Source organism: Pseudonocardia hierapolitana, assembly GCF_007994075.1.
Taxonomy (GTDB): Bacteria; Actinomycetota; Actinomycetes; order Mycobacteriales; family Pseudonocardiaceae; genus Pseudonocardia; species Pseudonocardia hierapolitana.
The window spans coordinates 8,620,748-8,642,315 of the sequence record NZ_VIWU01000001.1 but is presented as its reverse complement, the minus strand read 5'-3'; the positions used below and the strand labels follow the sequence as shown (position 1 = coordinate 8,642,315).

General features: G+C 72.7%; 22 protein-coding genes. 12 read left to right on the top strand and 10 right to left on the bottom strand.

The window, feature by feature from the left end; translation table 11 throughout:
• The first annotated feature begins 20 nt into the window (after positions 1 to 20).
• Complete coding sequence (locus FHX44_RS40825; RefSeq protein WP_147260641.1) at positions 21 to 1,061, top strand: zinc-dependent alcohol dehydrogenase; 1,041 nt, start codon at positions 21 to 23, stop codon at positions 1,059 to 1,061.
• Positions 1,058 to 2,203: a galactonate dehydratase gene (gene dgoD, locus FHX44_RS40820; protein ID WP_147260640.1), complete on the top strand. Its 1,146-nt coding sequence runs from the start codon at positions 1,058 to 1,060 to the stop codon at positions 2,201 to 2,203. Before FHX44_RS40825 ends, dgoD begins: the two co-directional genes overlap by 4 nt.
• Positions 2,204 to 2,274: 71 nt before the next feature.
• On the opposite strand, the gene FHX44_RS40815 is transcribed toward dgoD, so the two are convergent.
• Positions 2,275 to 3,090 carry a helix-turn-helix domain-containing protein gene (locus FHX44_RS40815; protein WP_212612885.1) on the bottom strand — a complete coding sequence of 272 codons (816 nt, stop codon included), beginning with the start codon at positions 3,088 to 3,090 and terminating at the stop codon, positions 2,275 to 2,277.
• Between the two features lie 79 nt (positions 3,091 to 3,169).
• Here FHX44_RS40815 and FHX44_RS40810 point away from each other — a divergent pair, with 79 nt between their 5' ends.
• The 3 genes from FHX44_RS40810 to FHX44_RS40800 are packed head-to-tail and all read left to right on the top strand — an operon-like array spanning position 3,170 to position 5,499.
• Positions 3,170 to 4,204 carry a zinc-dependent alcohol dehydrogenase family protein gene (locus tag FHX44_RS40810; RefSeq protein WP_147260639.1) on the top strand — a complete coding sequence of 345 codons (1,035 nt, stop codon included), beginning with the start codon at positions 3,170 to 3,172 and terminating at the stop codon, positions 4,202 to 4,204.
• Positions 4,205 to 4,207: 3 nt separating this feature from the next.
• Positions 4,208 to 4,642, top strand: a complete 435-nt coding sequence (locus FHX44_RS40805) for an OsmC family peroxiredoxin (RefSeq protein ID WP_147260638.1) — start codon at positions 4,208 to 4,210, stop codon at positions 4,640 to 4,642.
• Between the two features lie 2 nt (positions 4,643 to 4,644).
• Positions 4,645 to 5,499 (top strand): alpha/beta fold hydrolase, encoded by an 855-nt coding sequence (locus tag FHX44_RS40800; RefSeq protein ID WP_147260637.1) that lies wholly within the window; start codon positions 4,645 to 4,647, stop codon positions 5,497 to 5,499.
• Positions 5,500 to 5,503: 4 nt separating this feature from the next.
• Here FHX44_RS40800 and FHX44_RS40795 read toward each other — a convergent pair whose 3' ends face one another.
• A complete protein-coding gene (locus FHX44_RS40795; RefSeq protein ID WP_147260636.1) occupies positions 5,504 to 7,312 on the bottom strand; it encodes an ABC transporter ATP-binding protein/permease in 1,809 nt (602 codons plus the stop codon).
• Between the two features lie 332 nt (positions 7,313 to 7,644).
• Between FHX44_RS40795 and FHX44_RS40790 the strand changes: the two genes are divergently transcribed.
• The 4 genes from FHX44_RS40790 to FHX44_RS40775 all read left to right on the top strand — a co-directional run bounded on the left by FHX44_RS40790 (position 7,645) and on the right by FHX44_RS40775 (position 10,557).
• Positions 7,645 to 8,151, top strand: a complete 507-nt coding sequence (locus FHX44_RS40790; protein WP_212612884.1) for a DoxX family protein — start codon at positions 7,645 to 7,647, stop codon at positions 8,149 to 8,151.
• A 63-nt stretch (positions 8,152 to 8,214) separates the two neighbouring features.
• Complete coding sequence (locus tag FHX44_RS40785; protein ID WP_246170866.1) at positions 8,215 to 9,048, top strand: HipA family kinase; 834 nt, start codon at positions 8,215 to 8,217, stop codon at positions 9,046 to 9,048.
• The gene (locus FHX44_RS40780) at positions 9,045 to 9,497 is read left to right on the top strand and encodes a DUF3037 domain-containing protein (protein WP_147260635.1); all 453 of its coding nucleotides are present in this window, start codon (positions 9,045 to 9,047) and stop codon (positions 9,495 to 9,497) included. Before FHX44_RS40785 ends, FHX44_RS40780 begins: the two co-directional genes overlap by 4 nt.
• Positions 9,498 to 9,510: 13 nt before the next feature.
• Positions 9,511 to 10,557, top strand: a complete 1,047-nt coding sequence (locus tag FHX44_RS40775; protein WP_147260634.1) for a phosphotransferase family protein — start codon at positions 9,511 to 9,513, stop codon at positions 10,555 to 10,557.
• A 300-nt stretch (positions 10,558 to 10,857) separates the two neighbouring features.
• Here the strand turns inward: FHX44_RS40775 and FHX44_RS40770 are convergent, their stop codons facing one another.
• On the bottom strand, positions 10,858 to 12,180 hold the full coding sequence (locus FHX44_RS40770; RefSeq protein ID WP_147260633.1) for a cytochrome P450: 1,323 nt from the start codon (positions 12,178 to 12,180) through the stop codon (positions 10,858 to 10,860).
• 91 nt (positions 12,181 to 12,271) lie between these two features.
• Between FHX44_RS40770 and FHX44_RS40765 the strand changes: the two genes are divergently transcribed.
• The gene (locus FHX44_RS40765) at positions 12,272 to 13,123 is read left to right on the top strand and encodes a metallophosphoesterase family protein (RefSeq protein ID WP_212612883.1); all 852 of its coding nucleotides are present in this window, start codon (positions 12,272 to 12,274) and stop codon (positions 13,121 to 13,123) included.
• Positions 13,124 to 13,126: 3 nt separating this feature from the next.
• Here the strand turns inward: FHX44_RS40765 and FHX44_RS40760 are convergent, their stop codons facing one another.
• Both FHX44_RS40760 and uppS read right to left on the bottom strand, forming a co-directional pair.
• Positions 13,127 to 13,378 carry a type B 50S ribosomal protein L31 gene (locus tag FHX44_RS40760; RefSeq protein ID WP_147260632.1) on the bottom strand — a complete coding sequence of 84 codons (252 nt, stop codon included), beginning with the start codon at positions 13,376 to 13,378 and terminating at the stop codon, positions 13,127 to 13,129.
• A 59-nt stretch (positions 13,379 to 13,437) separates the two neighbouring features.
• Positions 13,438 to 14,208, bottom strand: coding sequence for a polyprenyl diphosphate synthase (gene uppS / locus FHX44_RS40755; RefSeq protein WP_147260631.1), 771 nt, complete (start codon positions 14,206 to 14,208; stop codon positions 13,438 to 13,440).
• 144 nt (positions 14,209 to 14,352) lie between these two features.
• Here uppS and FHX44_RS40750 point away from each other — a divergent pair, with 144 nt between their 5' ends.
• Complete coding sequence (locus FHX44_RS40750; protein ID WP_147260630.1) at positions 14,353 to 14,907, top strand: hypothetical protein; 555 nt, start codon at positions 14,353 to 14,355, stop codon at positions 14,905 to 14,907.
• Here the strand turns inward: FHX44_RS40750 and FHX44_RS40745 are convergent.
• The 3 genes from FHX44_RS40745 to FHX44_RS40735 are packed head-to-tail and all read right to left on the bottom strand — an operon-like array spanning position 14,870 to position 17,154.
• Positions 14,870 to 15,736: an alpha/beta fold hydrolase gene (locus tag FHX44_RS40745; RefSeq protein WP_147261884.1), complete on the bottom strand. Its 867-nt coding sequence runs from the start codon at positions 15,734 to 15,736 to the stop codon at positions 14,870 to 14,872. The two genes, FHX44_RS40750 and FHX44_RS40745, sit on opposite strands and share 38 nt — an antisense overlap.
• Positions 15,737 to 15,749: 13 nt before the next feature.
• On the bottom strand, positions 15,750 to 16,160 hold the full coding sequence (locus tag FHX44_RS40740) for a nuclear transport factor 2 family protein (protein WP_147260629.1): 411 nt from the start codon (positions 16,158 to 16,160) through the stop codon (positions 15,750 to 15,752).
• Positions 16,161 to 16,215: 55 nt separating this feature from the next.
• A complete protein-coding gene (locus FHX44_RS40735) occupies positions 16,216 to 17,154 on the bottom strand; it encodes a phosphotransferase family protein (RefSeq protein ID WP_170309254.1) in 939 nt (312 codons plus the stop codon).
• A 1,939-nt stretch (positions 17,155 to 19,093) separates the two neighbouring features.
• Between FHX44_RS40735 and FHX44_RS40730 the strand changes: the two genes are divergently transcribed.
• On the top strand, positions 19,094 to 19,321 hold the full coding sequence (locus FHX44_RS40730) for a hypothetical protein (protein ID WP_147260627.1): 228 nt from the start codon (positions 19,094 to 19,096) through the stop codon (positions 19,319 to 19,321).
• A 119-nt stretch (positions 19,322 to 19,440) separates the two neighbouring features.
• Here FHX44_RS40730 and FHX44_RS40725 read toward each other — a convergent pair whose 3' ends face one another.
• Positions 19,441 to 20,073, bottom strand: a complete 633-nt coding sequence (locus FHX44_RS40725) for a TetR/AcrR family transcriptional regulator (RefSeq protein WP_147260626.1) — start codon at positions 20,071 to 20,073, stop codon at positions 19,441 to 19,443.
• 61 nt (positions 20,074 to 20,134) lie between these two features.
• On the bottom strand, positions 20,135 to 21,523 hold the full coding sequence (locus FHX44_RS40720) for an FAD-binding oxidoreductase (protein WP_147260625.1): 1,389 nt from the start codon (positions 21,521 to 21,523) through the stop codon (positions 20,135 to 20,137).
• Positions 21,524 to 21,568 lie beyond the last annotated feature (45 nt).

Here is a 21,568-nt window from a genome sequence, read left to right as displayed (position 1 = left end):
GGGGCATTACGGTCGGGATCATGCGTGCGCTGGTGCTTGCCGACTTCTGGAAGCTGACCGTGGACGACGTGCCCGAACCCGAGCCGGGGCCGGGGGACGTGTTGATCGAGGTGGTGGCCACCGGGATCTGCGGCTCCGACATCCACGGCTACACCGGCGAGAACGGCCGGCGCGTGCGCGGGCAGGTCATGGGGCACGAGACGGTGGGACGCGTGCTCGCCGTCGGGCCCGACGCCGCCGGTGACCTCGCGGCCGGCGACGCGGTGACCGTCAACCCCGTGCTGTGGTGCGGGGAGTGCCGGCAGTGCGCGGTGGGGCGCGAGCAGTCCTGCCCGAACAAGCGGATCATCGGTGTGACGCCCGAGCTGCGGTCGGCCTTCGCGGAGCGGATGGCCGTGCCCGCGCGCAACGTCGTGAAGCTTCCCGACGGCATGCCGATCGAGCACGGCGCGCTCGTCGAACCCCTGGCCGTTGGCCACCACGCGCTGGTCCGCGGCGACTGCCGCGCGGGCGAGGCCGTCCTCGTCCTCGGCGGCGGACCGATCGGGCAGGCCTGCGTGCTCGCGGCGCGCCGCCAGGGCGCCGAGCGGGTGGCCGTCTCCGAACCCGCGTCGCACCGGCGCGAGCTGAACGCCCGGCTCGGCGCGGCCGTCGTCGACCCGTCGGCCGCGGACGACTTCGTGGCTGCCGTGCACGCCGCGCTGGACGGCGAGCCGACGCTGATCGTCGACGCCGTGGGCAGCCCGCAGACGCTCGCCGCCGCCTTCGCCTGCGCGCCGATCGGCACCACCGTCGTCCTCGTCGGCATGGCCGCGCCCACGCTCGACGTCGCCGCCTACGAGATATCGACGAAGGAACGCTCCGTGGTCGGGAGCTTCTGCTACAGCGCCGCCGAGTTCCGCGACACAGCGCAGTGGGCCGCGACCGCCCCGGACGCCATCGACACCCTGATCGAGGGCCGCACCGACCTCGACGGCGGGCCCGCATCGTTCGAAGCCCTCGCCCGCGGCACCGCGCAGGCGAGCAAGATCCTCGTCTTCCCGCAGGGGGTCCGCGCATGAAGATCGTCGGCTACGAGCTGTTCCCCGTCGCCCCCCGCTGGCTCTTCCTGCGCCTCGACACCGACGAGGGCGTCAGCGGCTGGGGCGAGCCCATCGTGGAGGGCCGGGCGGCCACGACGGCCCGCGCCGTCGAGGAGTCGATGGAGTACCTCGTCGGCCAGGACGCCACCCGCATCGAGGACCACTGGCAGGTGCTCACCAAGGGCGGCTTCTACCGCGGCGGACCCGTGATCAACTCGGCTGTGTCGGGCATCGACCAGGCGCTGTGGGACATCGCGGGCCGCGCACTCGGCGTGCCGGTGCACCAGCTGCTCGGCGGCGCCGTGCGCGACCGGGCCCGGGTGTACGGCTGGGTGCACGGCAGCGAGCCCGCCGAACTCGCCGACGCCGCCCGGGCGCAGGTCGAGAAGGGCCTGACGGCGGTGAAGATGACCCCGTCGGAGCTGCTCGCCCCGCTCGACACCCCGGCCGCGATCCAGCGCGTGATCGACCGGGTCGGCGCCGTGCGGGACGCGGTCGGGCCGCACGTCGACGTCGCCATCGACTGCCACGGCCGCTTCTCCGCCGCGATGTCGCGCCGGGTCCTGCCGCTGCTGGAGCCGTTGCGGCCGCTGTTCGTCGAGGAGCCGGTTCTGCCCGAGCACACCCGCGACCTGGGCGCCGTCGTCTCGGCCACGACGATCCCGGTCGCGACCGGGGAGCGCCTCTACTCCCGGTGGGACTTCCGGCCCGCGTTCGAGGCGGGGATCGCCGTCGCCCAGCCGGACGTCAGCCACGCGGGCGGCATCTCCGAGACCCGCCGGATCGCAGCCATGGCCGAGACCCACGACGCCCTGCTCGCCCCGCACTGCCCGCTCGGCCCGATCGCGCTCGCCGCCTGCCTGCAGGTCGACTTCGCCGCGCCGAACTTCCTCATCCAGGAGCAGTCGCTCGGCATCGGCTACGGCGACGACTCGGGCCTCCTCGGCTACCTCGTGGACTCGAGCCCGTTCACCTTCGTCGACGGCAGCATCGAGCGGCCCACTGGCCTCGGTCTCGGCATCGAGGTGGACGAGGCCGAGGTCCGGCGGGCGGCCGAGCGCGGCCACGACTGGCGCACGCCGCTGTGGCGGCATGCGGACGGGTCGCTCGCAGCCTGGTAGGCGGGCCTGGACGGTGCTGACGGGCTTGGCCCCGGCGCCCGGCACGGCGGCAGGTGGCTCTTGAGGCGGTCCTACCGAGGTAGAGCACCATGCTGCGGTTCGGGCCGGGTGGCGGCCAGCTCGCGGAGAAGGGCGGCGCTGTCCTCGTCGGTGGGGAGGAAAGTCTCCAGGGCCAGGTCGGCCGCGCCGACGTCCAGGGGGGCGCCGAGCGTGGCGATCACCGTGTGCAGGCCGACCACGCCGAGCCGGGTCTTGAGCTCGAACCCGGCCATGACGCCGTCGCCGGTCCACCGGGGCGGCGGCCGGCCGGCGAAGGCGGCGAGATGCTGCTCCGCCTCGAGCACGAGGTCGAGGAGCGCGTCGTCGGCGTCCTCGTCGGCCTGCCGGCGCAACCGGGTGATCAACGGCCGGCTGCAGACCGGGGTGGCGGTGGAGATCCGCGGCAGGCCCTCGGGGTGCGTGGACAGCCGCAGCATGTTGACCGGCGGCGTCAGCAGCCCGGGATCGACGCCGTCCCACAGCAGGTCGGCGGCGGCGTTGGCCGCCACGAGGTCCCAGCGGGCGTCGACCACGATCGCCGGGTGCGGGTCGTGGGCGGCGAGCAGCGCGTCGAGCGCCGGTCGGAGCGGGCGCAGCGCCCGGTCCCGGGGGCCGGACCGGCCCTGCGGGGGCGCGTAGCCGCCTGCGAGCAGCAGCCGGTCGCGCTCGCGCAGGGGCATGTCCAGCGCGTCGGCGAGGTGCACGAGCAGCTGCCGGCTGGGCCGGGCCCGCCCGTTCTCCACGAAGCTGAGGTGCTTGGTGGACACACCGGTCGCGGTGGCCAGCTCCAGCTGGCTCACGCCGCGGCGCCGCCGCCAGAACCGCAGCACCTCGCCCGCGCCGCCCATGGCGCCAGCGTAGGGCCGCGGAGCCACTGCACCTAGGAGGTAATGGGCGGCGGCACTTGCGGAGGGCCAAGGTCGGTTCATGCGCAGCTACCGGCTCGACGCGGGTGCCGGCCTCGACGGCCTCCGGCTCGAGGTCTCCGAACTCCCCGTTCCCGGGCCTGGCGAGGTCCTCGTCGAGGTGCGGGCGGCCTCGCTCGGTTACCGCGAGGCGATGATCCTGGAAGGCCGGTACGTGCTTCCCGTCCGCGCAGGCGGGATCCCGCTCGCCGAGGGGGCCGGCGTGGTCGCAGCGACCGGGCCGGACGTCGCCGGTCCGCCGGTGGGGGCACGGGTCCTCGTCGCGGCGTTCCCGCGCTGGCAGGACGGGCCTTTCACCCTCGACGTCATCGACCAGATCGGTGGCTCGCTCGACGGGATGCTCGCCGAGCACGTCGTGCTGCCCGCCACCGCGCTCGTCGAGATCCCGGACGACCTCGCCGATCTCACCGACGCCGAAGCGGCCACCCTGCCGGTCGCCGGTCTCACCGCGTGGAACGCGCTGACCGGCGGCCGCGGGATCCGCCGCGGCGACACCGTGCTGACCCTCGGCACGGGCGGGGTGTCGCTCTTCGCGGTCCCGCTGGCCACGGCGATGGGCGCGCGCGTGATCGCGACGACCGGGAACGACGCGCGGGCGGACCTGTTGCGGGAGCTGGGCGCGGACGTGGTGCTGAACTACCGCGACACCCCGGACTGGCCGGCCGCGGTCCGCGCGGCGACGGGCGGGCGCGGGGCCGATCTCGTCGTCGAGGTGGCGGGCACCCTCGAGTCCTCGCTGGCCGCCGCCGCGCTCGGCGGCGAGATCGCCGTGGTCGGCTTCGTCGGCGGACGCCCTGGCGCCACTCTCGACCCGTACGCGATCTTCACCACGGGCGCGACGCTCCGACCGGTCGCGATCGGAAGCCGGGCCCAGCTCGTCGCGCTCGTCCAGGCGGTGAGCGCCCACCGGATCCGGCCGGTCCTCGACCGGGTCTTCCCCTTCGACGAGGCACCCGAGGCGTTCCGCCACTACCTCGGCGGGACCGCCCTCGGCAAGGTTGTCATCGCAGTCGCACCGAATCACGAGAGGACCTGAACGATGGCCGCACGCACCGGAAGCGCGACCTGGACCGGCGACCTGCAGGACGGGAGCGGCCGCCTGGTCGTCGGTCCGAAGCGCTGGGAAGCCGACTACAGCTTCCGCTCCCGCTTCACCGACGACGCCGTGGGCAGCACGAACCCCGAGGAGCTGCTCGCCGCCGCACACGCAGGCTGCTTCTCGATGTCGTTGACGTACGTGCTCACGCAGGCCGGCAGCGTTCCCCGCAGCGTCGCCACCAGCGCCCGGGTGCGCCTGCGCCCCGTCGACGGGGTGCCGACCATCGACCTGGTCGAGCTCGACACCACGGTCGACGTGGACGGCGTCGACGAAGCCGCCCTCCAGGAGCACGCCGAAGCGGCCGAGGCGGGTTGCGCGGTCTCCCGCGCCCTGACGGGTGTGGCGGAGATCAGGGTGACGGCGCGGCGGGGCTGACGATGAAATCGACGGCCGACTCGTTCCGCACGCCCGGCGGCGTCACGCTCGGGGTCGAGCACTTCGGCGATGCGGCGGCGCCCCTCGTGCTGCTCGTGGGCGCCCCAACCATGCTCTCCTGGCCCGACGGACTCTGCGAGGCGCTCGCTCGCGGCGGACGTCACGTCGTGCGCTACGACCTGCGCGACGCCGGTGCGTCGACGACGGCCGACCCGGAGGCGCCCGCGTACACGCTGCGCGACCTCGCCGCCGACGCCGCCGCGCTCGCCCGCGGACTCGACGACCGGCCGGCGCACCTGGCGGGCATCGGCGTCGGCGGGATGGTCGCCCAGGTCGCCGCACTCGACCACCCGGGCGGGTTCTCGGCACTCACCCTCGCCGGGACGCGGCCCGTCGCACCGGGCCGGGTCGACGCCGACCTGCCCGACCACGACAGAGCGACGATGAAGCGGCGGTTCGCGCTACCGATGCCCGACTGGTCCGACCGCGCCGCCGTGGCGGAGTACGCCGCCGCCGGCGCGGAGATCCTCGGCGACGACCCCGCCGCGGCACGCGCGACCGCCGGGCGCATCTTCGACCGCACGCCGGGCACGGAGCCCGCGGTCCAGATTGCCAACCAGCTGGGCATGGTCTTCTCCAAGCTCAACTGCAGGCCGCGCTGGCGCGAGCGCCTGCCCGAGCTCGCGATACCGGCGCTCGTGGTGCATGGTCGCCGCGACCCGTTCTTCCCGGTCGGCAACGGCGAGGCGCTCGCGCGCGAGGTCCCCGGCGCGCGGCTGCTCGTGCTCGAACAGGCCGCGACCGCGATCCCCGACGCGGCCGCCGACGAGGTCGCCGCGGCGATGCTCGCGCTGTAGGCAGCTACCCCCGCAGCGCGGACTTCTCCCAGCGGCCCTCCGTGTCCAGCTCGAGCAGCTCGTCGTGGAAGCGGCGCAACGAGCTGCGGTGCCCGACGCTGACGATGATCATGTCGGGCAGCTCCTCGCGCAGCAGGTTGTAGAGGCTCTGCTCGAGACCCTCGTCGAGGGCCGAGGTGGCCTCGTCCAGGAACGCCACCTTGGGTCGCACCACCAGGATGCGGGCGAACCCGAGGCGCTGCTGCTCGCCGGGGGAGAGGCGGCGGGCCCAGTCGTCAACCTCGTCGAGCTGGTCGGCCAGCTGCGGGAGCTGCACCTTGCGCAGCAGCTCCGCCGCCCGGGCGTCGTCCATCTCGGTTCCGGGCCCGGGGTAGGCGAGCGCGTCCCGGAGCGTGCCCAGCGGCAGGTACGGCTGCTGGGGCAGGAAGAGCGACCCGTCGTCGGTCGGGCGGCGCACGGAGCCGCTCGTGTACGGCCACAGCTGCGCCACGCTGCGCAGCAGTGTGGTCTTCCCACCGCCGGACGGCCCCGTGACCAGCAGCGACGTGCCGGCGGCGACGTCGAGATCCAGGTCGTCGACGAGCACCCGCTCGTCCGGGCGGCGGACGGTGAGGTCGCGCACCTGCAGGTCGTCGCCCTCCTCGACGTCCGCGGCCGGCAGCGCGCGGGCGGCGGCGTCGGCGTCCAGCAGGCCGGTGAGGCGGTCGAGGACCGCGCGGTAGCTCGCGAAATCGTCGTAGGCGTTGCGGAAGAACGACAGCGCGTCGTGCACCTCGCCGAAGGCGGTGGCGGTCTGGTTCAGGTCGCCGAGCGTGATCTGCTGGGAAAAGAACCGGGGAGCCTGGATCATGTAGGGGAACACCACCGAGAGCTGGCTGACCCCGAGGTTGAAGCCCTGGAACTTCAGGCTCCGGAACACGATCGCCCAGGCGTTGCTGATCACGTCCCGGAAGCGGCTGCCCAGGATCCCGTTCTCCACCCGCTCGCCGCGCTGGAAGGCGACGTTCTCCGAGTTCTCCCGCAGTCGCACGAGGGCATAGCGGAAGGTGGCGTTGAAGCGCTCCTGGAGGAAGTTGAGCAGGATCAGCGGGCGCCCGATCCGGAACGCGATCACCGAAGCGATGATCACGAAGACGTACGCGAGGAACGTCATCGCTCGTGGGACCTCGACCCCGAGGACGGTCAGCGGCCCGGAGAGCTGCCAGAGGATGAGCGTGAACGACACGAGCGAAACGAGCGAGCTGACCGCGCCGACGCCGAGCGTCACCGACACCGAGGGGAACGAGGCGGTGTCTTCCTGGATGCGCTGGTCCGGGTTGTCGACAGCAACCTTCGTGTACCGGCCCTTGTGGTAGGCGCGTCCGTCGAGCCAGTCACCGATCACACGGTCGGTGATCCACACGCGCCACCGGATGATGAGCGCCTGCTGGATGTAGAACTCGACCAGGATCCGGGTCACGTGGATCGTGGCGAGGATGCCGAAGATGCCGATGTAGCGCCAGAATGTCGGAGCGTCGAGGTTCTGCAGCGCGGTGAGCATGCCGTTGCCCTGGTAGGAGAACAGCACGCTGAGCCGTACCGATGCTATGGCCAGCAGCAGGACCAGTAGCACCGTGAGCAGCGGGCGCCAGCCCTCGGGTCCGCGCGGGGAGAAGTAGGGGAAGGCCAGGCGGCGGAACTGGCGGCCCCACACGGTGTACCGCGACAGGAGGGCGACCAGCACCGCGCAGCCGAGCGTGGTCGCCACGAACACCCCGGCGATCCACAGGGTGCTGGTGAGCCACTCGGTCGACCAGTCCAACTCAGTGCCCACGGGGCCTCCCCGCTTCTCGATCCTCCAGCGGGATCATCAGGTCGCGGAGCCTAGCGGGAGCCGTTACGGCCCGTCGCCAGGACCGTGGCCTGACTCAAGGCCGTTACACACCTTGGGTAACGGCTTGATCACGATGAGCGGTCCCTTGCGCGGGGTGACTGACCGCGTACGTGCAGTTGCACGTTCAGTGTGTTACCGCGGGTTCAGCTCGTCGCGTGGATCCGTTCGGCCGCCGCGGCCATGGGCTGACAGGGCGTGTCCGAGCACATCCATGCAGTTAACTGCGATCACCCCCGGATGCAGGCCGATCACAGACCGTATGGAGGTATCCGTTGAACCGTCCGCTTCCCGCCCCAGCTCGTGACTGGGCCCTGCTGATCACGCGCGTCCTCATCGGCGTCGTGATGTTCGCGCACGGCTACCAGAAGATGGTGATCAACGGCATCGGACGCACCACCGAGGGTTTCGAGAACCTGAGCATCCCGCTCGCGATCGTGTCGGCCTCATTCGTCACGGTGGTCGAGTTCGCCGGCAGCGTGCTGCTGATCCTCGGCGCCCTGACCCCGCTGATGTGCGCTCTGCAGCTCGTGATCATGATCGGCGCCGCCGCCTTCGTGCACGGCGCCAACGGCATCTTCATCTCCAACGGCGGGTGGGAGCTCGTCGGCGTGATCGGCGCCGGCCTCATCGCCCTCGGTGCGGTCGGTCCCGGCCGCTACAGCATCGACCACCTCGTGCGCGGGCGGCAGGCGCAGCACCGCCGCGAGGTCGAGCGGTTCCATGCGCCGCAGCCGATGATGGCCCAGCAGGTGGCGCACGTGGCGGGGCACCGCCGCTGACCCGGCGCGCAGAGGGTGGGGTCGCTCGGGGTGGGCGGCCCCACGCGGTGGGAGGATGATCCGGTGCTGCGCCACGTCACGGCCACCCGGTACGTCACGCCGCTGCGCGAGGGCGGGTCGCTGCCCGGGCTGATGGAAGCCGACGACCTGGGCACCTACGTCGTCAAGTACATCGGTGCCGGGCAGGGTCGGAAGGTGCTCGTCGCGGAGATCGTCACCGGCGAGCTCGCCCGAGGGCTGGGCCTGCCGGTTCCGGAGCTGGTCACCGTCGAGCTCGACCCGGCGCTCGGCGTCGCCGAACCGGACCAGGAAGTGCAGGAGCTGCTGCGCGCCAGCCCGGGGCTGAACCTCGGGATCGACTTCCTGCCCGGCGCGCTCGACCTCGACCCGAAGGCGTTCCCGATCGACCCCGGCTTCGCCGGGCGCGTGCTGTGGTTCGACGCGCTCGTCGGCAACGTCGACCGGTCCTGGCGCAACACCAACATGCTCTTCTGGCACGGCAGCCCGTACCTGATCGACCACGGCGCCACCCTGACCTTCCAGCACGCCTGGTCCGGAGCCGCGGCATGGGTGGAGCGGGCCTACGACGCCGCCGACCACGTCCTGCTCGGATGTGGACCCGACCTCGACGCCGCCGACGCCGCGCTCGCCCCGCAGGTCACACCGCAGCTGCTGCGGGCAGCGGCCGACGCCGTTCCCGACCAGTGGCTCGCCGATGAGCCCGGCTTCGGCGACGTCGACGAGGTGCGCGCGGCCTTCGTCACGCAGCTCGTGGCGCGTCGGGACGCACGCGCCGCCTGGCTGCCGGGCATCCGGGCGGCGATCGACGGGCGGGGCGCCGCTGCCGGACCGCCCGCGACCCGTGGTCCCGGCACACCGTTCTGGGTGGGGCGATGAGCGACCTCGTGAGCGAATCGACGGTGCCGCCGGTCAGATACCCGTTCGAGTACGCGCTGCTGCGCGTCGTGCCGCGGATCGAGCGCGGGGAGTCCCTCAACGCCGGGGTCGTCCTCTACAGCCGCCCGCTGGACTTCCTCGGCGCTCGCGTCCACCTCGACGTGCAGCGGTTGCACGCGCTCGACCCGGCCGCCGACGCCGCCATGATCACGGCCGCGCTCGAGGCCGTGCACGCGCACTGCGCGCCCGGGCAATGGGCACACGAGCGCGTCGAGGCCCGGCACGCCGCGCCCGCGGGCAGGGAGGACCGTGGCCGCCGCTTCCGCAGGCTGACCGCGCCGCGCAGCACGATCGTGCAGGCAGGCCCCGTGCACACCGGCCTGACCGCCGACCCGGAGGCGGAGCTGGAGCACCTGCTCACCAGCTTGGTCCTGCCGCTGCCCCACTAGGGTGGACCGCGCCATGAACGACGCCGTTCCGCCCGGGCCACTGACCGACTGGCTGCGCCGCGAGGTGCCGCAGGTGGCGGTCGGAGGCGTTCCCGTCGCCGTCGAACCGATCTCGGGCGGCCACTCCAACCTCACCTACTGCATCACCGATGCCGCAGGCGGCCGGTTCGCGCTGCGCCGCCCGCCCACCGGGATGGTGCTCGCCACCGCGCACGACATGGGCCGGGAGTGGCGCTTCATCAGCGCGCTCGCGCCCACCGCCGTGCCGGTGCCCCCGCCGGTGGCGTTCTGCCCAGACCCGGACGTGATCGGCGCGCCGTTCTACCTCACCGAGTTCGTCGACGGGGAGGTGCTGGGCGACGAGGCATCCGGCCACCGCCTCGCACCCGCGGCCCGCCCTACCGCGGGCCTGGACCTCGTCGACGTGCTGGCCGACCTGCACGCCGTCGACCCGGACGCCGTCGGCCTCGCCGACCTGCGCCGCCCCGGCCGCTACCTGGAACGCCAGCTGCGTCGCTGGCACCGGCAGGTGCACGAGTCCACCGTGCCGGATCTGTCGGCCGTCGACGCCGCGCACGCACGGCTGGTGGAACGGGCCGCCGACCTGCCGCCGTCGAGGGACTGCATCGCCCACGGCGACTTCCGGCCGGGCAACCTCTCCGTCGGCCCCGACGGCCGGGTCCGCGCGGTGTTCGACTGGGAGCTCGCCGCCATCGGCGACCCGCTCGCCGACCTCGGCTGGCTGCTGGCCTCCTGGGGGCGTCCCGGCGACGAGGTGCCCCCGACAATCCCGGGCCCGAGCCTCGTCGAGGGCTACCCCGGGCGTTCCGACCTCGTCGCGCGGTACGCCGAGCGCTCGGGCCGCGACCTCGCGGCGCTCCAGGACGAGCTGGACGTCTACGTCGCCTTCGCCCGCTGGCGCTCGGCCTGCATCGGCGCAGGCGTCTACACCCGCTACGCGGGCGGGGTCATGGGTGGCCGGGCCGAGGCCGACGGCGGAGCCGCCCGCCTCGCCTCCCTGCATGCCCAAGCAGAAGCCGCCCTCGCTGCACTCCTCTAGCCAGGCGCCGGAACGCGGCACTCACCGCGTCGAAATGTCGGACTCACCGCGTCGAGACGTCGGACTCGCCGCGTCGAGAGGTCGGACTCACCGCGTCGAGATGTCGGACTCGCCGCGTGGAAATGTCGGACTCGGCGCGTCGGGATGTCGGACTCGCCGGGGTACGAGCCACATCCCGGCGAGTCTTGCGTTTCAACACGGTGAGTCCTGCGTTCGGCCACGGCGAGTCTTGCGTTCGGCCACGGCGAGTCGTGCGTTCGGGCGCGGCGAGTCGGGCGTTCTGATTCCGCGGTGCGCGGCTCAGGCGCCGACGGTGGCGGGGGAGAGGCGCGCCGGCATCGACGCGTAGCCGCGCAGCACCCGGGTGGGGCGGCGGCGGGGCGGGCCGGCGAGGGCGAGGTCGGGGAACCGGTCGAAGAGGGCCCGCAGGCCGACCTCCCCCTCCATCCGGGCGAGCGCGGCACCGAGGCAGAAGTGCGCTCCGCTGGAGAAGGCGAGGTGATCGCCTGCGTTCGGGCGGGTGACGTCGAACCGGTCGGGGTCGGCGAAGACGGCCGGGTCACGGTTGGCGCCGCCGAGCATGAGTATGACGACCTGGTCGGCGCGGAACCGCTCACCGGCGACCTCGGTGTCGCGGTGCGCGACGCGACCCGTGCGCTGGACCGGGGAGTCGACGCGCAGGATCTCCTCCACCGCGCGGGGCCAGCGTTGCGGCTCGGCGCGCAGCAGGGCGAGCTGGTCGGGGTGGGCGGTGAGGAGCCCGACACCGTTGCCGATGAGGTTCACCGTGGTCTCGAACCCCGCGGCGAGCAGCAGCATCGCGATGCTGGTGAGCTCGTCCTCGGTGAGCCGCTCCCCGTCGTCGTGGGCGTGCACGAGCGCGGAGAGGATGTTGTCGCCTGGATGGCGGCGCAGGTGCGCGAAGTGGCCCTGCATCCACTCCTGCAACGCCTCGATGTCGCGCTCGGAACGGCGGAACTGGGAGTACGTCAGCCCCGCGTCCAACGAGAGCGCCGCACCCTCGCCCCAGTGCAGGAACTGCCGCCGCATCTCGACGGGGGCACCGAGCATCTCGGCGATGACGGTGGCCGGCAGCAGGCTCGCGTAGTCCTCGATCAGGTCGGCGGCTGCGCCCCCCGCTGCCATCCCGTCGAGCAGCTCCGTGGCGATCTCCTCGGTACGCGACCGCAGCGCGGCCACCGCCCTGGCGCTGAACGCCCTGGTCACGAGCTTGCGGTAACGGGTGTGATCCGGTGGGTCGGTCGCGAGCATCGACGGCGGCTCCACCGGCCCGAGCGGTCCGCGCCCCCCGGCGGAGACGGCATACCGCAGCAGGGCAGGTGGCCGCCCGCTCGGCCCACCGACGACGCCGAAGTCGGGGCTGCGCAGGATCGCGGTGCAGAGGTCGTGGTGTGCGGTGTTGAGCACGATCCCGTTGCTGACGACGCGAGCCTGCGCCCGGATCGTCGCGTAGTGCGGGAACGGGTCGGCGACGAAGTCCGGTTCGAGCATGAGACGGGCGGTGATGTCGCCCTCCCGCCGGCGCTTGCCCAGCGCCTTCCGGACGAACCCGTGCCGCACTCCCCACCGGATCGCCCGCCGCACCTCTGCAACCGCGCTCATCGCACTCCCCGATCGTCGCCAGGACCGAAGTTACCGTCGGTAAGTCGATCCTGGCCACCCGGTTCGGCGAGCGTCAGGTACGACTATCGGGGTGACCTTCCCCCGGCTCGTGGCCGTCAGCGACCTGCACGTGCGCTACCCGGACAACCGTGCCGTCGTCGAGTCCCTGCGCCCAACAACTGACGGCGACTGGCTGATCGTCGCAGGCGACGTCGCCGAGCAGGTCCAGGACGTCACCTGGGCGCTGGGCCTGCTGCGCGAGCGGTTCGCCCGGGTGTTGTGGGTGCCCGGCAACCACGAGCTGTGGACGCGCGGGAAGGACCCGGTGCAGCTGCGCGGCGTGCAGCGCTACCTCGCGCTCGTGCAGGCCTGCCGTGAGCTGGACGTGCTGACCCCGGAGGACCCGTTCCCGGTCTGGGTCGGCCCCGGCGGCCCGGTCACCGTCGCGCCGCTCTTCGCGTTCTACGACTACTCGTTCCTCCCGGCGGGCACCTCGACGGTCGAGGAGGGCCTCGCCGCCGCGTACGCCGCAGGCGTGGTGTGCACCGACGAGCACCTCCTGCACCCCGACCCGTACCCGGACCGGGCGGCGTGGTGCGCCGCGCGGGTCGAGGAGTCGGAGCGCAGGCTCGACGCGTGCGATCCGGACCTGCCGACGGTGCTGGTGAACCACTGGCCGCTCACCCGCCACCCCACCGAGGTCCTGCGTCACCCCGAGTTCGCGCTCTGGTGCGGCACCACCCGCACGGCCGAATGGCATGTGCGCTACCGCGCGGCCGCCGTCGTGTACGGGCACCTGCACATCCCGCGCGTGACCTGGGAGGACGGCGTGCGCTTCGTCGAGGCGTCGCTCGGCTACCCGCGCGAGTGGCAGCCCCGCGACGCCCGCAACGGCACGGTCGTCACGGAGCTGCTGCCGCGCCAGGTCCTGCCCGTCCCCTGACGATCAGCGGCCGCGCCCGCCGTACCGGCGGCGGAACTTCTCCACCTGGCCCGCCGAGTCGAGAACGCGCTGGGCCCCGGTCCAGAACGGGTGCGAGTACGCGGTGATGTCGACGCGGATCAGCGGATAGGTGTTGCCGTCCTCCCAGGCGATCGTCTCGGCCGACGTCGCCGTGGAGCGGGTGAGGAACGCCTGCCCGGTGGACCGGTCCTGGTAGACAACGGGACCGTAGGCGGGGTGGATGTCGCGGTGCATGGCGGCCTCCTGCATCGGCTCGACTTCGTGGACGCCACCTTGAACGACAATGATTGTCGTTATGTTCCAGCCCGGCGGGCGGCGTAGGCGCGCAGCGCACGCAGGAGGTCGATGCGGCGGAACCCGGGCCAGTGGCTGTCGCAGAAGTGCAGCTCGGAGCGGGTGGACTGCCAGATGAGGAACCCGGAGAGGCGCCGCTCACCGCTCGTCCGGATGATCAGGTCCGGATCGGCTCGGCCGGCGGTGTAGAGGTGCGCAGCGATGTCGGCGTCGGTGATCCGCTCGGCGAGCTCGCGCGCCGTAGCGCCCGCCCTCGCCTCCTCGTCGAGCAACGAACGCACGGCGTCGACGATCTCCTCGCGACCGCCGTAGGCGATCGCGATCGTGACGTCGGCGTCGGTGTGCCGCGTCCGTGTGACCTCGGCGGCGTGCTTGAGCGCATGCCTCGTGGAGTCGGGGAGCATGTCGAGCCGGCCGGCGAGGTGCACCCGCCACGGGCTGGACGGGTGGGCGAGCTGCTCCGCGACGACGTCCTCGACGAGCTGCATGAGGTGGGCCACCTCGTCCGAATGGCGTTTCGCGAGGTTGTCGGTGGACGCGACGAACACGGTGACCTGCCGGATGTCGAGGTCCCGGCACCAGCCCAGCAGGGTCGCGACGTGCTCCGAGCCGAAGCGGTGGCCGAGCCGAGGGTCGGCGAAACCGGCCTGCCGGGCCCACCGGCGGTTGCCGTCCATCACGATGCCGACGTGCTCGGGACGGGGCCGGCCGCGCAGGAGGCGCTCGAGCCGGCGTTCGTCCAGGTGGCCTATAGCGTTGATCAGCGCCATTGGGCCGACCGTACCGATCGAGAACCGCCGACGGCGCGACGGGCACCGTCGAGCGACTGCCGTCCCCGCTCACGGCGGCGACACGACACGCGTGGAGCAGGATCGGGCTCCGTGATTCGCTCCCCCTTGTCCCGCATCTTGCTCGTGGCCTTGGTCAGCGTCGCAGCCTTCGGTACCGCAGCCTGCGGTCCCTCGGAGCCGGACGAGCACGCCGAACACGCCGGGCACCAGCCAGCAGCCGCCGCGGCGCCCGAAGCCCAGGGCGGGCACGGCGGCGGCCATGGTGGCGGCCATGGTGGTGGCCACGGCTCCGGTGCCGTCGTCCCCGCGCCCACGCTGTACGCAGTGCAGACCGGCCCGCTCGGGATCGTCCTCACCGACGGCTCGGGCCATCTGATCTACCGCTCGGACGCCGACCGCGCCGACCCACCGACCTCGGCCTGCACCGACCAGTGTCTGCAGACCTGGATCCCCGTCACCGCCCCACCGGATCAGGAGCTCGACCTCGCGGGCGTCAAGGAAGAGCAGGTCGGCCGGATGCAGCGCGCCGACGGCACCTCCCAACTCACGCTCGCCGGGTGGCCGCTCTACCGCAACCGCGACGACGACGGGATGCTCACCACAGCGGGCCAGAACGGCGCCGACGGCATCTGGTTCGTGGTCACGCCGAAGGGGGAGAAGGCCGCCCCGCCGGCCTGACGCCTTCGCCGAGGAACTCGAACAAGGCGGCGGTCAGCTCCGCGGGCTGGTCCTCGTGCACGAGATGGCCCGCGCCGGGGATGACACGCAGCTGCGCGCCCGGGATGCGCGAGGCCAGCTCGCGTCCTCGTTCGACCGGGACCCAGGTGTCGTCCTCACCCCAGATGACGCTGACTGGGATGCTGATCCTCGGGTAGCGGTCTTGCATCGCATCGGTGTAGCTCCGGTCGCCCCGCCGGGCGGCGAGCTGGCGGTAGAACGCTGCCTGCCCGTCGGCGACCCACGGCGCGACGAGCGCTTCGAGCGTGGCCGGGTGCAGGCCCGGGCTGCTGGCCGAGCCGACGTACTCGCGCAGCAGCGCCTCGTGCGCCGCGGGCGGGAGACGCACGAACACGTCCGCGTGCTCGCCGACCAGCGCGGAGAAGTCGCTTCCCCACGGTGGCAGCGAGACGGCGTCGACGAGGGCCAGCTTCCGGTACCGCACCCCGTCCAGGAGGTGGGCGCCGAGCGCGATGGCACCGCCGGAGTCGTGGGCGATCACGATCGGATCGGTCAGCTCCCACATGCGGAGCAGCTCGACGAAGACGCTCGCTTCGGCGGCCAGTGAGACGTCCTGGCCCTCGAACTTCTCCGACGCCCCGTAGCCGGGCATGTCCCAGACGTACACGCGATGCCGACGCGCCAGTGCCCGTGCCACCCCGCGCCACACGTAGGACGAGAACGGCGTGCCGTGCAGGAGGACGACCGCAGGCGCGTCCGGAGGGCCCAACCGGTTCCAGCGGACCTGTCCGGAAGCGCTCCGGTGGGTGTGCGGGAGTTCCCAGGAGATCGGTTCCACCGGATCAGGCTCGCCGACCGTTCAGCGGAACGCGCCGGGGCACGACCCTGCGGTGGTCGATCCGCCAGCCCGCCTCCGTGGCGACGACCGTGTCCTCGTACGTGACGCTTCCCACGGTCCCGTCGGCGTTCACCCCGATGCCCTTCGACCGGACGCCGGCCCTGCCGTCCCCGTGCTCGGTGACGACGACGTTGGTGACGTGGTGGCCGACCGGGTTGTGGTCGCCCAGCGCGAGCGCGGCGGTGCGGATGGCGTCGATGCCGTGGAGAGCGCCACCACCGAGCTCCGACACGTCGTAGACAACCGAAGGGGTGAACAGGACGTCCAACCGGTCGAGGTCGCCGTCGTCGAAGACGTGCCCGTGGAGCGAGATCAGCTCGACGATTGCCGCGCGGTCGTCAGGGGAGAGCGTCATCGCGCGGATCATCGAGGCGGCCGGGCCGTCGCGCAAGGCGGTTCCCGGTGAGCGGTCATGGCCGGGTGGCCAGCCACTGCTCCAACTCCCGCACGTACTGCGGTGCCCACTTCGGCGTCCACCGCAGGAAGTAGACGCTCATGGACAACGCGTGGATGGCGTGGCCGAGGCGGACCCGGGACTCCCAGTCGTCCGGGAGCGGGCAGACCGCGCCGTAGGCGTCGAGGAACGCCGCTCTCCCCTCCGGGAACGCGTCGAAGACGTGCTCGTCGAGCTTGCCGAAGTCGAGGAAGCGGTCCGCGTAGCGGCCGTGCTCGAAGTCGAGCAGGCACGCGATCCTTCGGTCGCGGAGGATGACGTTCTGGCGCCACAGGTCGCCGTGGGTCAGTGAAGGGCTGTCGTCCGCGGGCAGGGCGTCGATGGCCCCGTGGATCGCTGCCGACAGGCCGGCCCGACCGGCCGAGGTGAGGTCCTCCGGGGCCTCGGCCAGCCGGGAGTCCACCAGGGCGCGCAGGAAGCTCGTCCGGTCCGGGTACTTCTCGGTGCCGAGCACGTCACCGAACCACGGGCCGGCGCAGGAGTGGACTCGGCCCACGACCTGGCCGAGGTCCTCGGCGAACCTCGTCCGCCCGGCGGGATCCATCGACTCCCATGCCTCATCGGCAGGGGTGCCCCGCTGGTACTCCTGCACGAGCACCGGGCGCTCGAGCGCCCTGCTCCTCGGCACGAAGGCGCGGAACCGCACCACGGGCACGCCGCCCTCACCCGCACGACGGGTGGTGGCGATCAACCGTCGGAGGTGCTCGGGGTCGGTGTCCCGCACGGGTGCCTTGACCAGTAGCGGGCCCTCGTCCGTGTCGGCAACCCACTGCCTGCTGGTGTATCCGGCGTCGAGCCGCCGGAGCGTCCCCACCCGGACGCCGGGGCAGGCTTCGGCCAGCGCGCTTCGGACCGCATCGGACGTGATGAGCTCTTCGTCTGCGCCGGCCGTCACGTCCGCGGATGCTATCGGGCGTCAGGGCGGGAGACGGCCCACGCGGCGGCTGCGGCGGCCACGACGGCGAGGGCGGCGACGGGCCAGACGCTGTCGGTGGAGGTGACGAGGACCGCGGCGAGAATCGGCCCGAAGCTGGAGAGGGTGCTTCCGAGCTGCGGCGGTATCGGCACAGCGCTTGTGCGGCATCGACCGATCCCGACAATAGTCACAGCTGCTTTCGGGTCTCGGAATCTGTCACGTCGTCAAAACTTAGTGTGGCTACGCCCGCGTGCAGGGTTGTTCATCGGCGCAGCGTCGGCCCAGACACGCTCGAAGCAGTCGACGTAGGTGGAGAACATGCCGCTCGGCTCGATGCGCCGGAGGTGCAGCACGGGCGAAGGTGCAGACCGGCGAGTACGCCCGCGTGGTGTTTGAGGCGGAGCACCTGGAGCGGGTGCACGCGGGGTCGCTGGCCGAGCGGATCGCCCGGCTGGGGTTGGACGCCGGGACGTCATGCGGGGCGAGTGGCCGCAGACGCGGCCCGGACGATCGTGGCGGCGATCGAGCACGTCGTGCAGGGCCTCGTCGGTATGGAGGTCCACGACGACGGCGCCGTGCAGCGGCTCGCGCAGCGCGCCTGGATGGGGGCACCCGGGCTGCCGTGCTCGACGACCGCGACGTGGAATCGGTCCGGCCCGGCCGCCGGACGACCGGGTGCGGGAGCTGAGCCGGCGCCGGCGGCGCCGGAGCGGAGACCGCAACCGGTGCGGAGCTGCTGGGACCGTGAGGCGGGTTGTGCCTCCGGTCGGTAGTCGGTTGTGCGACGTACCCCCGACGGTCGAGGCCGCCCGGCGTGTCTGACGATGGCTCGGCCTGACGCCAGCGTCTCGCGGTTCCTCCTGTTCGGCGCCTACGGCGAGGTCATGCTCCGCTTCCAACTGCTGGAGATGAGCTACTGGCAGATCGTCGCCACCCGGGTGACGCGGGGCGTGCAGCTCGACCAGGGAATGCAGAAGGTCGCGGGCTGGGAGCGCCAGACGGGCGAGTGCGTCAGGGCACCGCGATCGCGTGGCACCTCTCTAAGTGTTCCATGGCGGGTTCACGCAGCGACTCACGTGGTGGCCCCTCTTACCTGCTCAGGCACGCCGTCGAGGCCACGGACTTACACCGCCACCGGGGACATGACCGGTCTCTGCGCATGGCGCAGCGCCGCTGAGCCAGCAGATCCGCAGGCTCGAGGCGGACCTCGGAGTCGAGCTCTTCGCGCGGCGAGCCGGAAGGTGGAGAGGACGGAGCACGGCGACCAACTGCTCGAGGCGGCCCCGGTCCGGCGCGACGGCTCCGGATCGGGCTCGTTGCTTCCGTGCTGAACTGAGACTTGAGGCGTTCCGGGGTCGGAACCCGGGCCCGGAGGTCACAGCGACCCCGATGCCAGCGCGTCCGTAACCGGGGCGGGACCGCGCCCCCGGTGCGCGCACGCTGGGCCGATGACGGAGCAACAGCGAGCAGGACAGCGCCCGCTGCGACTGCGGCGGGTGGCCGAGCGCGCGGCCGCCGCGGATTCGGGCGATCCGGTGCCGACACCGCACAGGTCGGCGAGGCGTGGCCGGACCCGACCGCGCTCCGGGTTGGACGTCGTGGGCGGTCCGGCGAGCGACTACGCGCCGGACCCCGCGGACGCGGGGGTATCCGGGGGCGGCGCCGATCCTGCAGCCGGTGGTGCAGAGGACATACGTGGATCCGCCCGCGCTTCGGGCCCGGTGGTTGTAGCGCGGCCGAGACGGGTGACGTGAGCAAGTCCGCGGGCTCGCCGCCCGGAGCCGGCGGCGGTGGCCCGGTCGCTGCGCGTGGCGGATGCGTTGGATGTGGGTCGGCGGCGTCCGCGGCGGCGCCGGCTCCGCCGGTGCGGGTGATCGGATCAATCCCGGCGTCGGCGGTCTGCTTCCAGCATCGCGACGTGGCCGACCGGCTGCCGGCCGCGGCCGGCGGCTCGGCGGTGTTGTCGCAGCAGCAGGTGGTGTCCGGGCTGGGCCGGGTCGGGAAGACCCAGCTCGCCGCCGCGTTCGCCCGCACGCTGCAGGCCAGCCGCGCGGTCGAAGTGCTGATCTGGGTGCCGGCCTCGACCCGCACCAGCATTGTGACCGGCTACGCCGTGGACGCCCACCTGCGGCCGCAGGTTTGGTGAGCATCGCGGGCTGCCGGCGCCCGCCGTTCGGAGCGCGCTGCGCACGCCTAGCAGGTTCGGGTCATCCGCTCGTGGGGGTGGCCGAGCCAGCCCCACGCGGTTCCGCCCGCTGATTCGGGTCACCGGGCGGCAACCCCGAGTCCCAGCATCGACCGGAGCTGGGCGAGCAGGACGCCGCGGAAGCCGGCGCCGGGGGGCGGCGCGGGGTGGTGCAGGACGCGGAAGACGGTGGCCCCGGCCAGTGCGGACAACACGAGGTCCACGACGTCGTCGGGACTCGCGGTGGGCGTGAACGCGCCCTGCTCGCGGCCTTCGCCCACCGCGGCCAGGAAGGGTGCCCGATAGCGCTCCCACATCTCGATGCCGTACCTGCGCAGTTCGTCGTCGCGCATGGTGGACCGCCAGAACTCGACGAGCATCCGCTGGGCACGGGGCGGGTTATCCAGGCTCCGGTCGACCATCGCGACGAGCCGCACCCACGGATCGTGTTCGGCGGCGGCCACCGATTCCAGTGCGTCCACCTCCCGGATGGTGGCCAGTTCCATGGCCTCGACGACCATGTCCAGGCGGGAACCGAAGTAGTTCTGCAGCGTGCTGATGGCCACACCACTGGCCGCCGAAACGTCGGCGAATCGCGTGTTCTCGTATCCGCGTTCGGCGAGCACCTCGGCCACCGTGTCCAGGACGAGAATCCGCTTCTCGCCACCGGCCCGCCGCTTTCGGCGAGTGGTCGGTGAATTCGTAGTGGGCACGGCCGCACCATATAGTCGGCCCGGATGCCGGTCAAACCGGTGGATGACCCGGTCCCGGCGGCTACGTGCGGGGCGGGATGTTGTGGTTGCAGCGGAACATGTTGTGTGGGTCGTAGGCGGTCTTCGCCGCCTGGAGGCGCGCGTACGTCGGCTCGTCGTACGCCATGCGCACGCTCTCGGCGGAGGCGTCCGCCGGTGAGAGGTAGCCGGGGTGCTTCCGGCCGCCCCCGGCAGGCGTGAGCCGACGCACCAGTTCCAGGCCCTCGTCGGTGCCGGCGCTCAGGCCCACCTGGCCGGGCGGCACCACAGTGAACGCGAAGAGGGCGAACGCGGCGTCACGCCGTCCCACTGCGTTCGCCACCTCCGGCGCCCGCCCGAGCGCGCCGCCGAGGTGGGTCAGGTTGACCATGGTGACGGGGGAGCCGGAATCCGATTCGGTGGCGTCGAGGATCGCGTCCACCGCCGACGGCGACAATTCGTCGAGCACGGCGAAATGCTCCACGGCGGCGGCCGGTTCGCTCGGGTCGTTGGTGATCGAGGCGATCTGCGCGTGCGGAATGGTGGCCACCGTGTCGGCGAGAACGGGTGCAGCCGCCCGCAACGGCGCGATCAGTTCCTCGCCCTCGTCCGCCGGGCCCAGGAGGGAGATCCTGATGGATGCGGTGAGCCGGCCCCGCATGAATTCGGGCACGAAGGGCAGATCGGGTGCGCGCAGGAACACGATCGACGAGGTGAGTTCGTCCGGCGCCATCGCGGTGAACTGCTCGTAGGCCTCCAGCACGGTCCGCGCGTCGGCGCCCGAGAAATGCAACGCGCCCGCGTAGACCTCCGTGACGGGGAACAGGTCGAACTCCATCGCGGTGACGACGCCGAAGTTCCCCTTGCCGCCGCGGAGGGCGAAGAACAGGTCCGCGTCGGCCTCCGCCGTGACCCGGCGGTGCTCGCCGTCCGCGGTGACGACCTCGATCTCCCGCACGTGGTCGGCCGCGTAGCCGAACGCCCGGGCGAGTGCCACGCCGACCCCGCCGCCGAGCGTGTACCCGACGACGCCGACCCCTGGTGAAGAACCGGCGAGCGGTGCGAGCCCGGCCTTCGCGGCCTCCTCCACCACCTGCCCCCAGCGGGCGCCCGCCTCGACGCGGGCCGTCCTCGTCGCGCCGTCGATGCGCACCCCGGCCATGCGGCGGGTGGTGATCATGACGGCGTTCCCGGCCGCAGGTACGGAGGGGCCGTGGCCGGTGTTGAGGACCGCGACGGGGAGGTCGTGGTCGGCGGCGAAGCGCACGGCCGCCCGGACGTCGGCCATGCCGGTGGCGCCGACGATCACGTGCGGGCGGTGGGCGACGGAGGTGTTGAACACGGACGCCTCGTCGGCGAAACCGTCGTCGCCGGGGAAGAGGACGGGCCCGCTGACGGACCCGAGTGAGGAGGACGCGGGAGGCGGGAGCATGTCGGCGCCTTTCTGGTCGTCCGGCGGTGCGGGCGCGGGCCGGTG

Coding starts and splice junctions, on each gene's coding strand:
- FHX44_RS40825 (WP_147260641.1), top strand. CDS start 21: ATGCGTGCGCTGGTGCTTGCCGACTTCTGGAAGCTGACCGTGGACGAC.
- dgoD (WP_147260640.1), top strand. CDS start 1,058: ATGAAGATCGTCGGCTACGAGCTGTTCCCCGTCGCCCCCCGCTGGCTC.
- FHX44_RS40815 (WP_212612885.1), bottom strand. CDS start 3,090: ATGGGCGGCGCGGGCGAGGTGCTGCGGTTCTGGCGGCGGCGCCGCGGC.
- FHX44_RS40810 (WP_147260639.1), top strand. CDS start 3,170: ATGCGCAGCTACCGGCTCGACGCGGGTGCCGGCCTCGACGGCCTCCGG.
- FHX44_RS40805 (WP_147260638.1), top strand. CDS start 4,208: ATGGCCGCACGCACCGGAAGCGCGACCTGGACCGGCGACCTGCAGGAC.
- FHX44_RS40800 (WP_147260637.1), top strand. CDS start 4,645: ATGAAATCGACGGCCGACTCGTTCCGCACGCCCGGCGGCGTCACGCTC.
- FHX44_RS40780 (WP_147260635.1), top strand. CDS start 9,045: ATGAGCGACCTCGTGAGCGAATCGACGGTGCCGCCGGTCAGATACCCG.
- FHX44_RS40775 (WP_147260634.1), top strand. CDS start 9,511: ATGAACGACGCCGTTCCGCCCGGGCCACTGACCGACTGGCTGCGCCGC.
- FHX44_RS40770 (WP_147260633.1), bottom strand. CDS start 12,180: ATGAGCGCGGTTGCAGAGGTGCGGCGGGCGATCCGGTGGGGAGTGCGG.
- FHX44_RS40760 (WP_147260632.1), bottom strand. CDS start 13,378: ATGCACCGCGACATCCACCCCGCCTACGGTCCCGTTGTCTACCAGGAC.
- uppS (WP_147260631.1), bottom strand. CDS start 14,208: ATGGCGCTGATCAACGCTATAGGCCACCTGGACGAACGCCGGCTCGAG.
- FHX44_RS40740 (WP_147260629.1), bottom strand. CDS start 16,160: ATGACGCTCTCCCCTGACGACCGCGCGGCAATCGTCGAGCTGATCTCG.
- FHX44_RS40720 (WP_147260625.1), bottom strand. CDS start 21,523: ATGCTCCCGCCTCCCGCGTCCTCCTCACTCGGGTCCGTCAGCGGGCCC.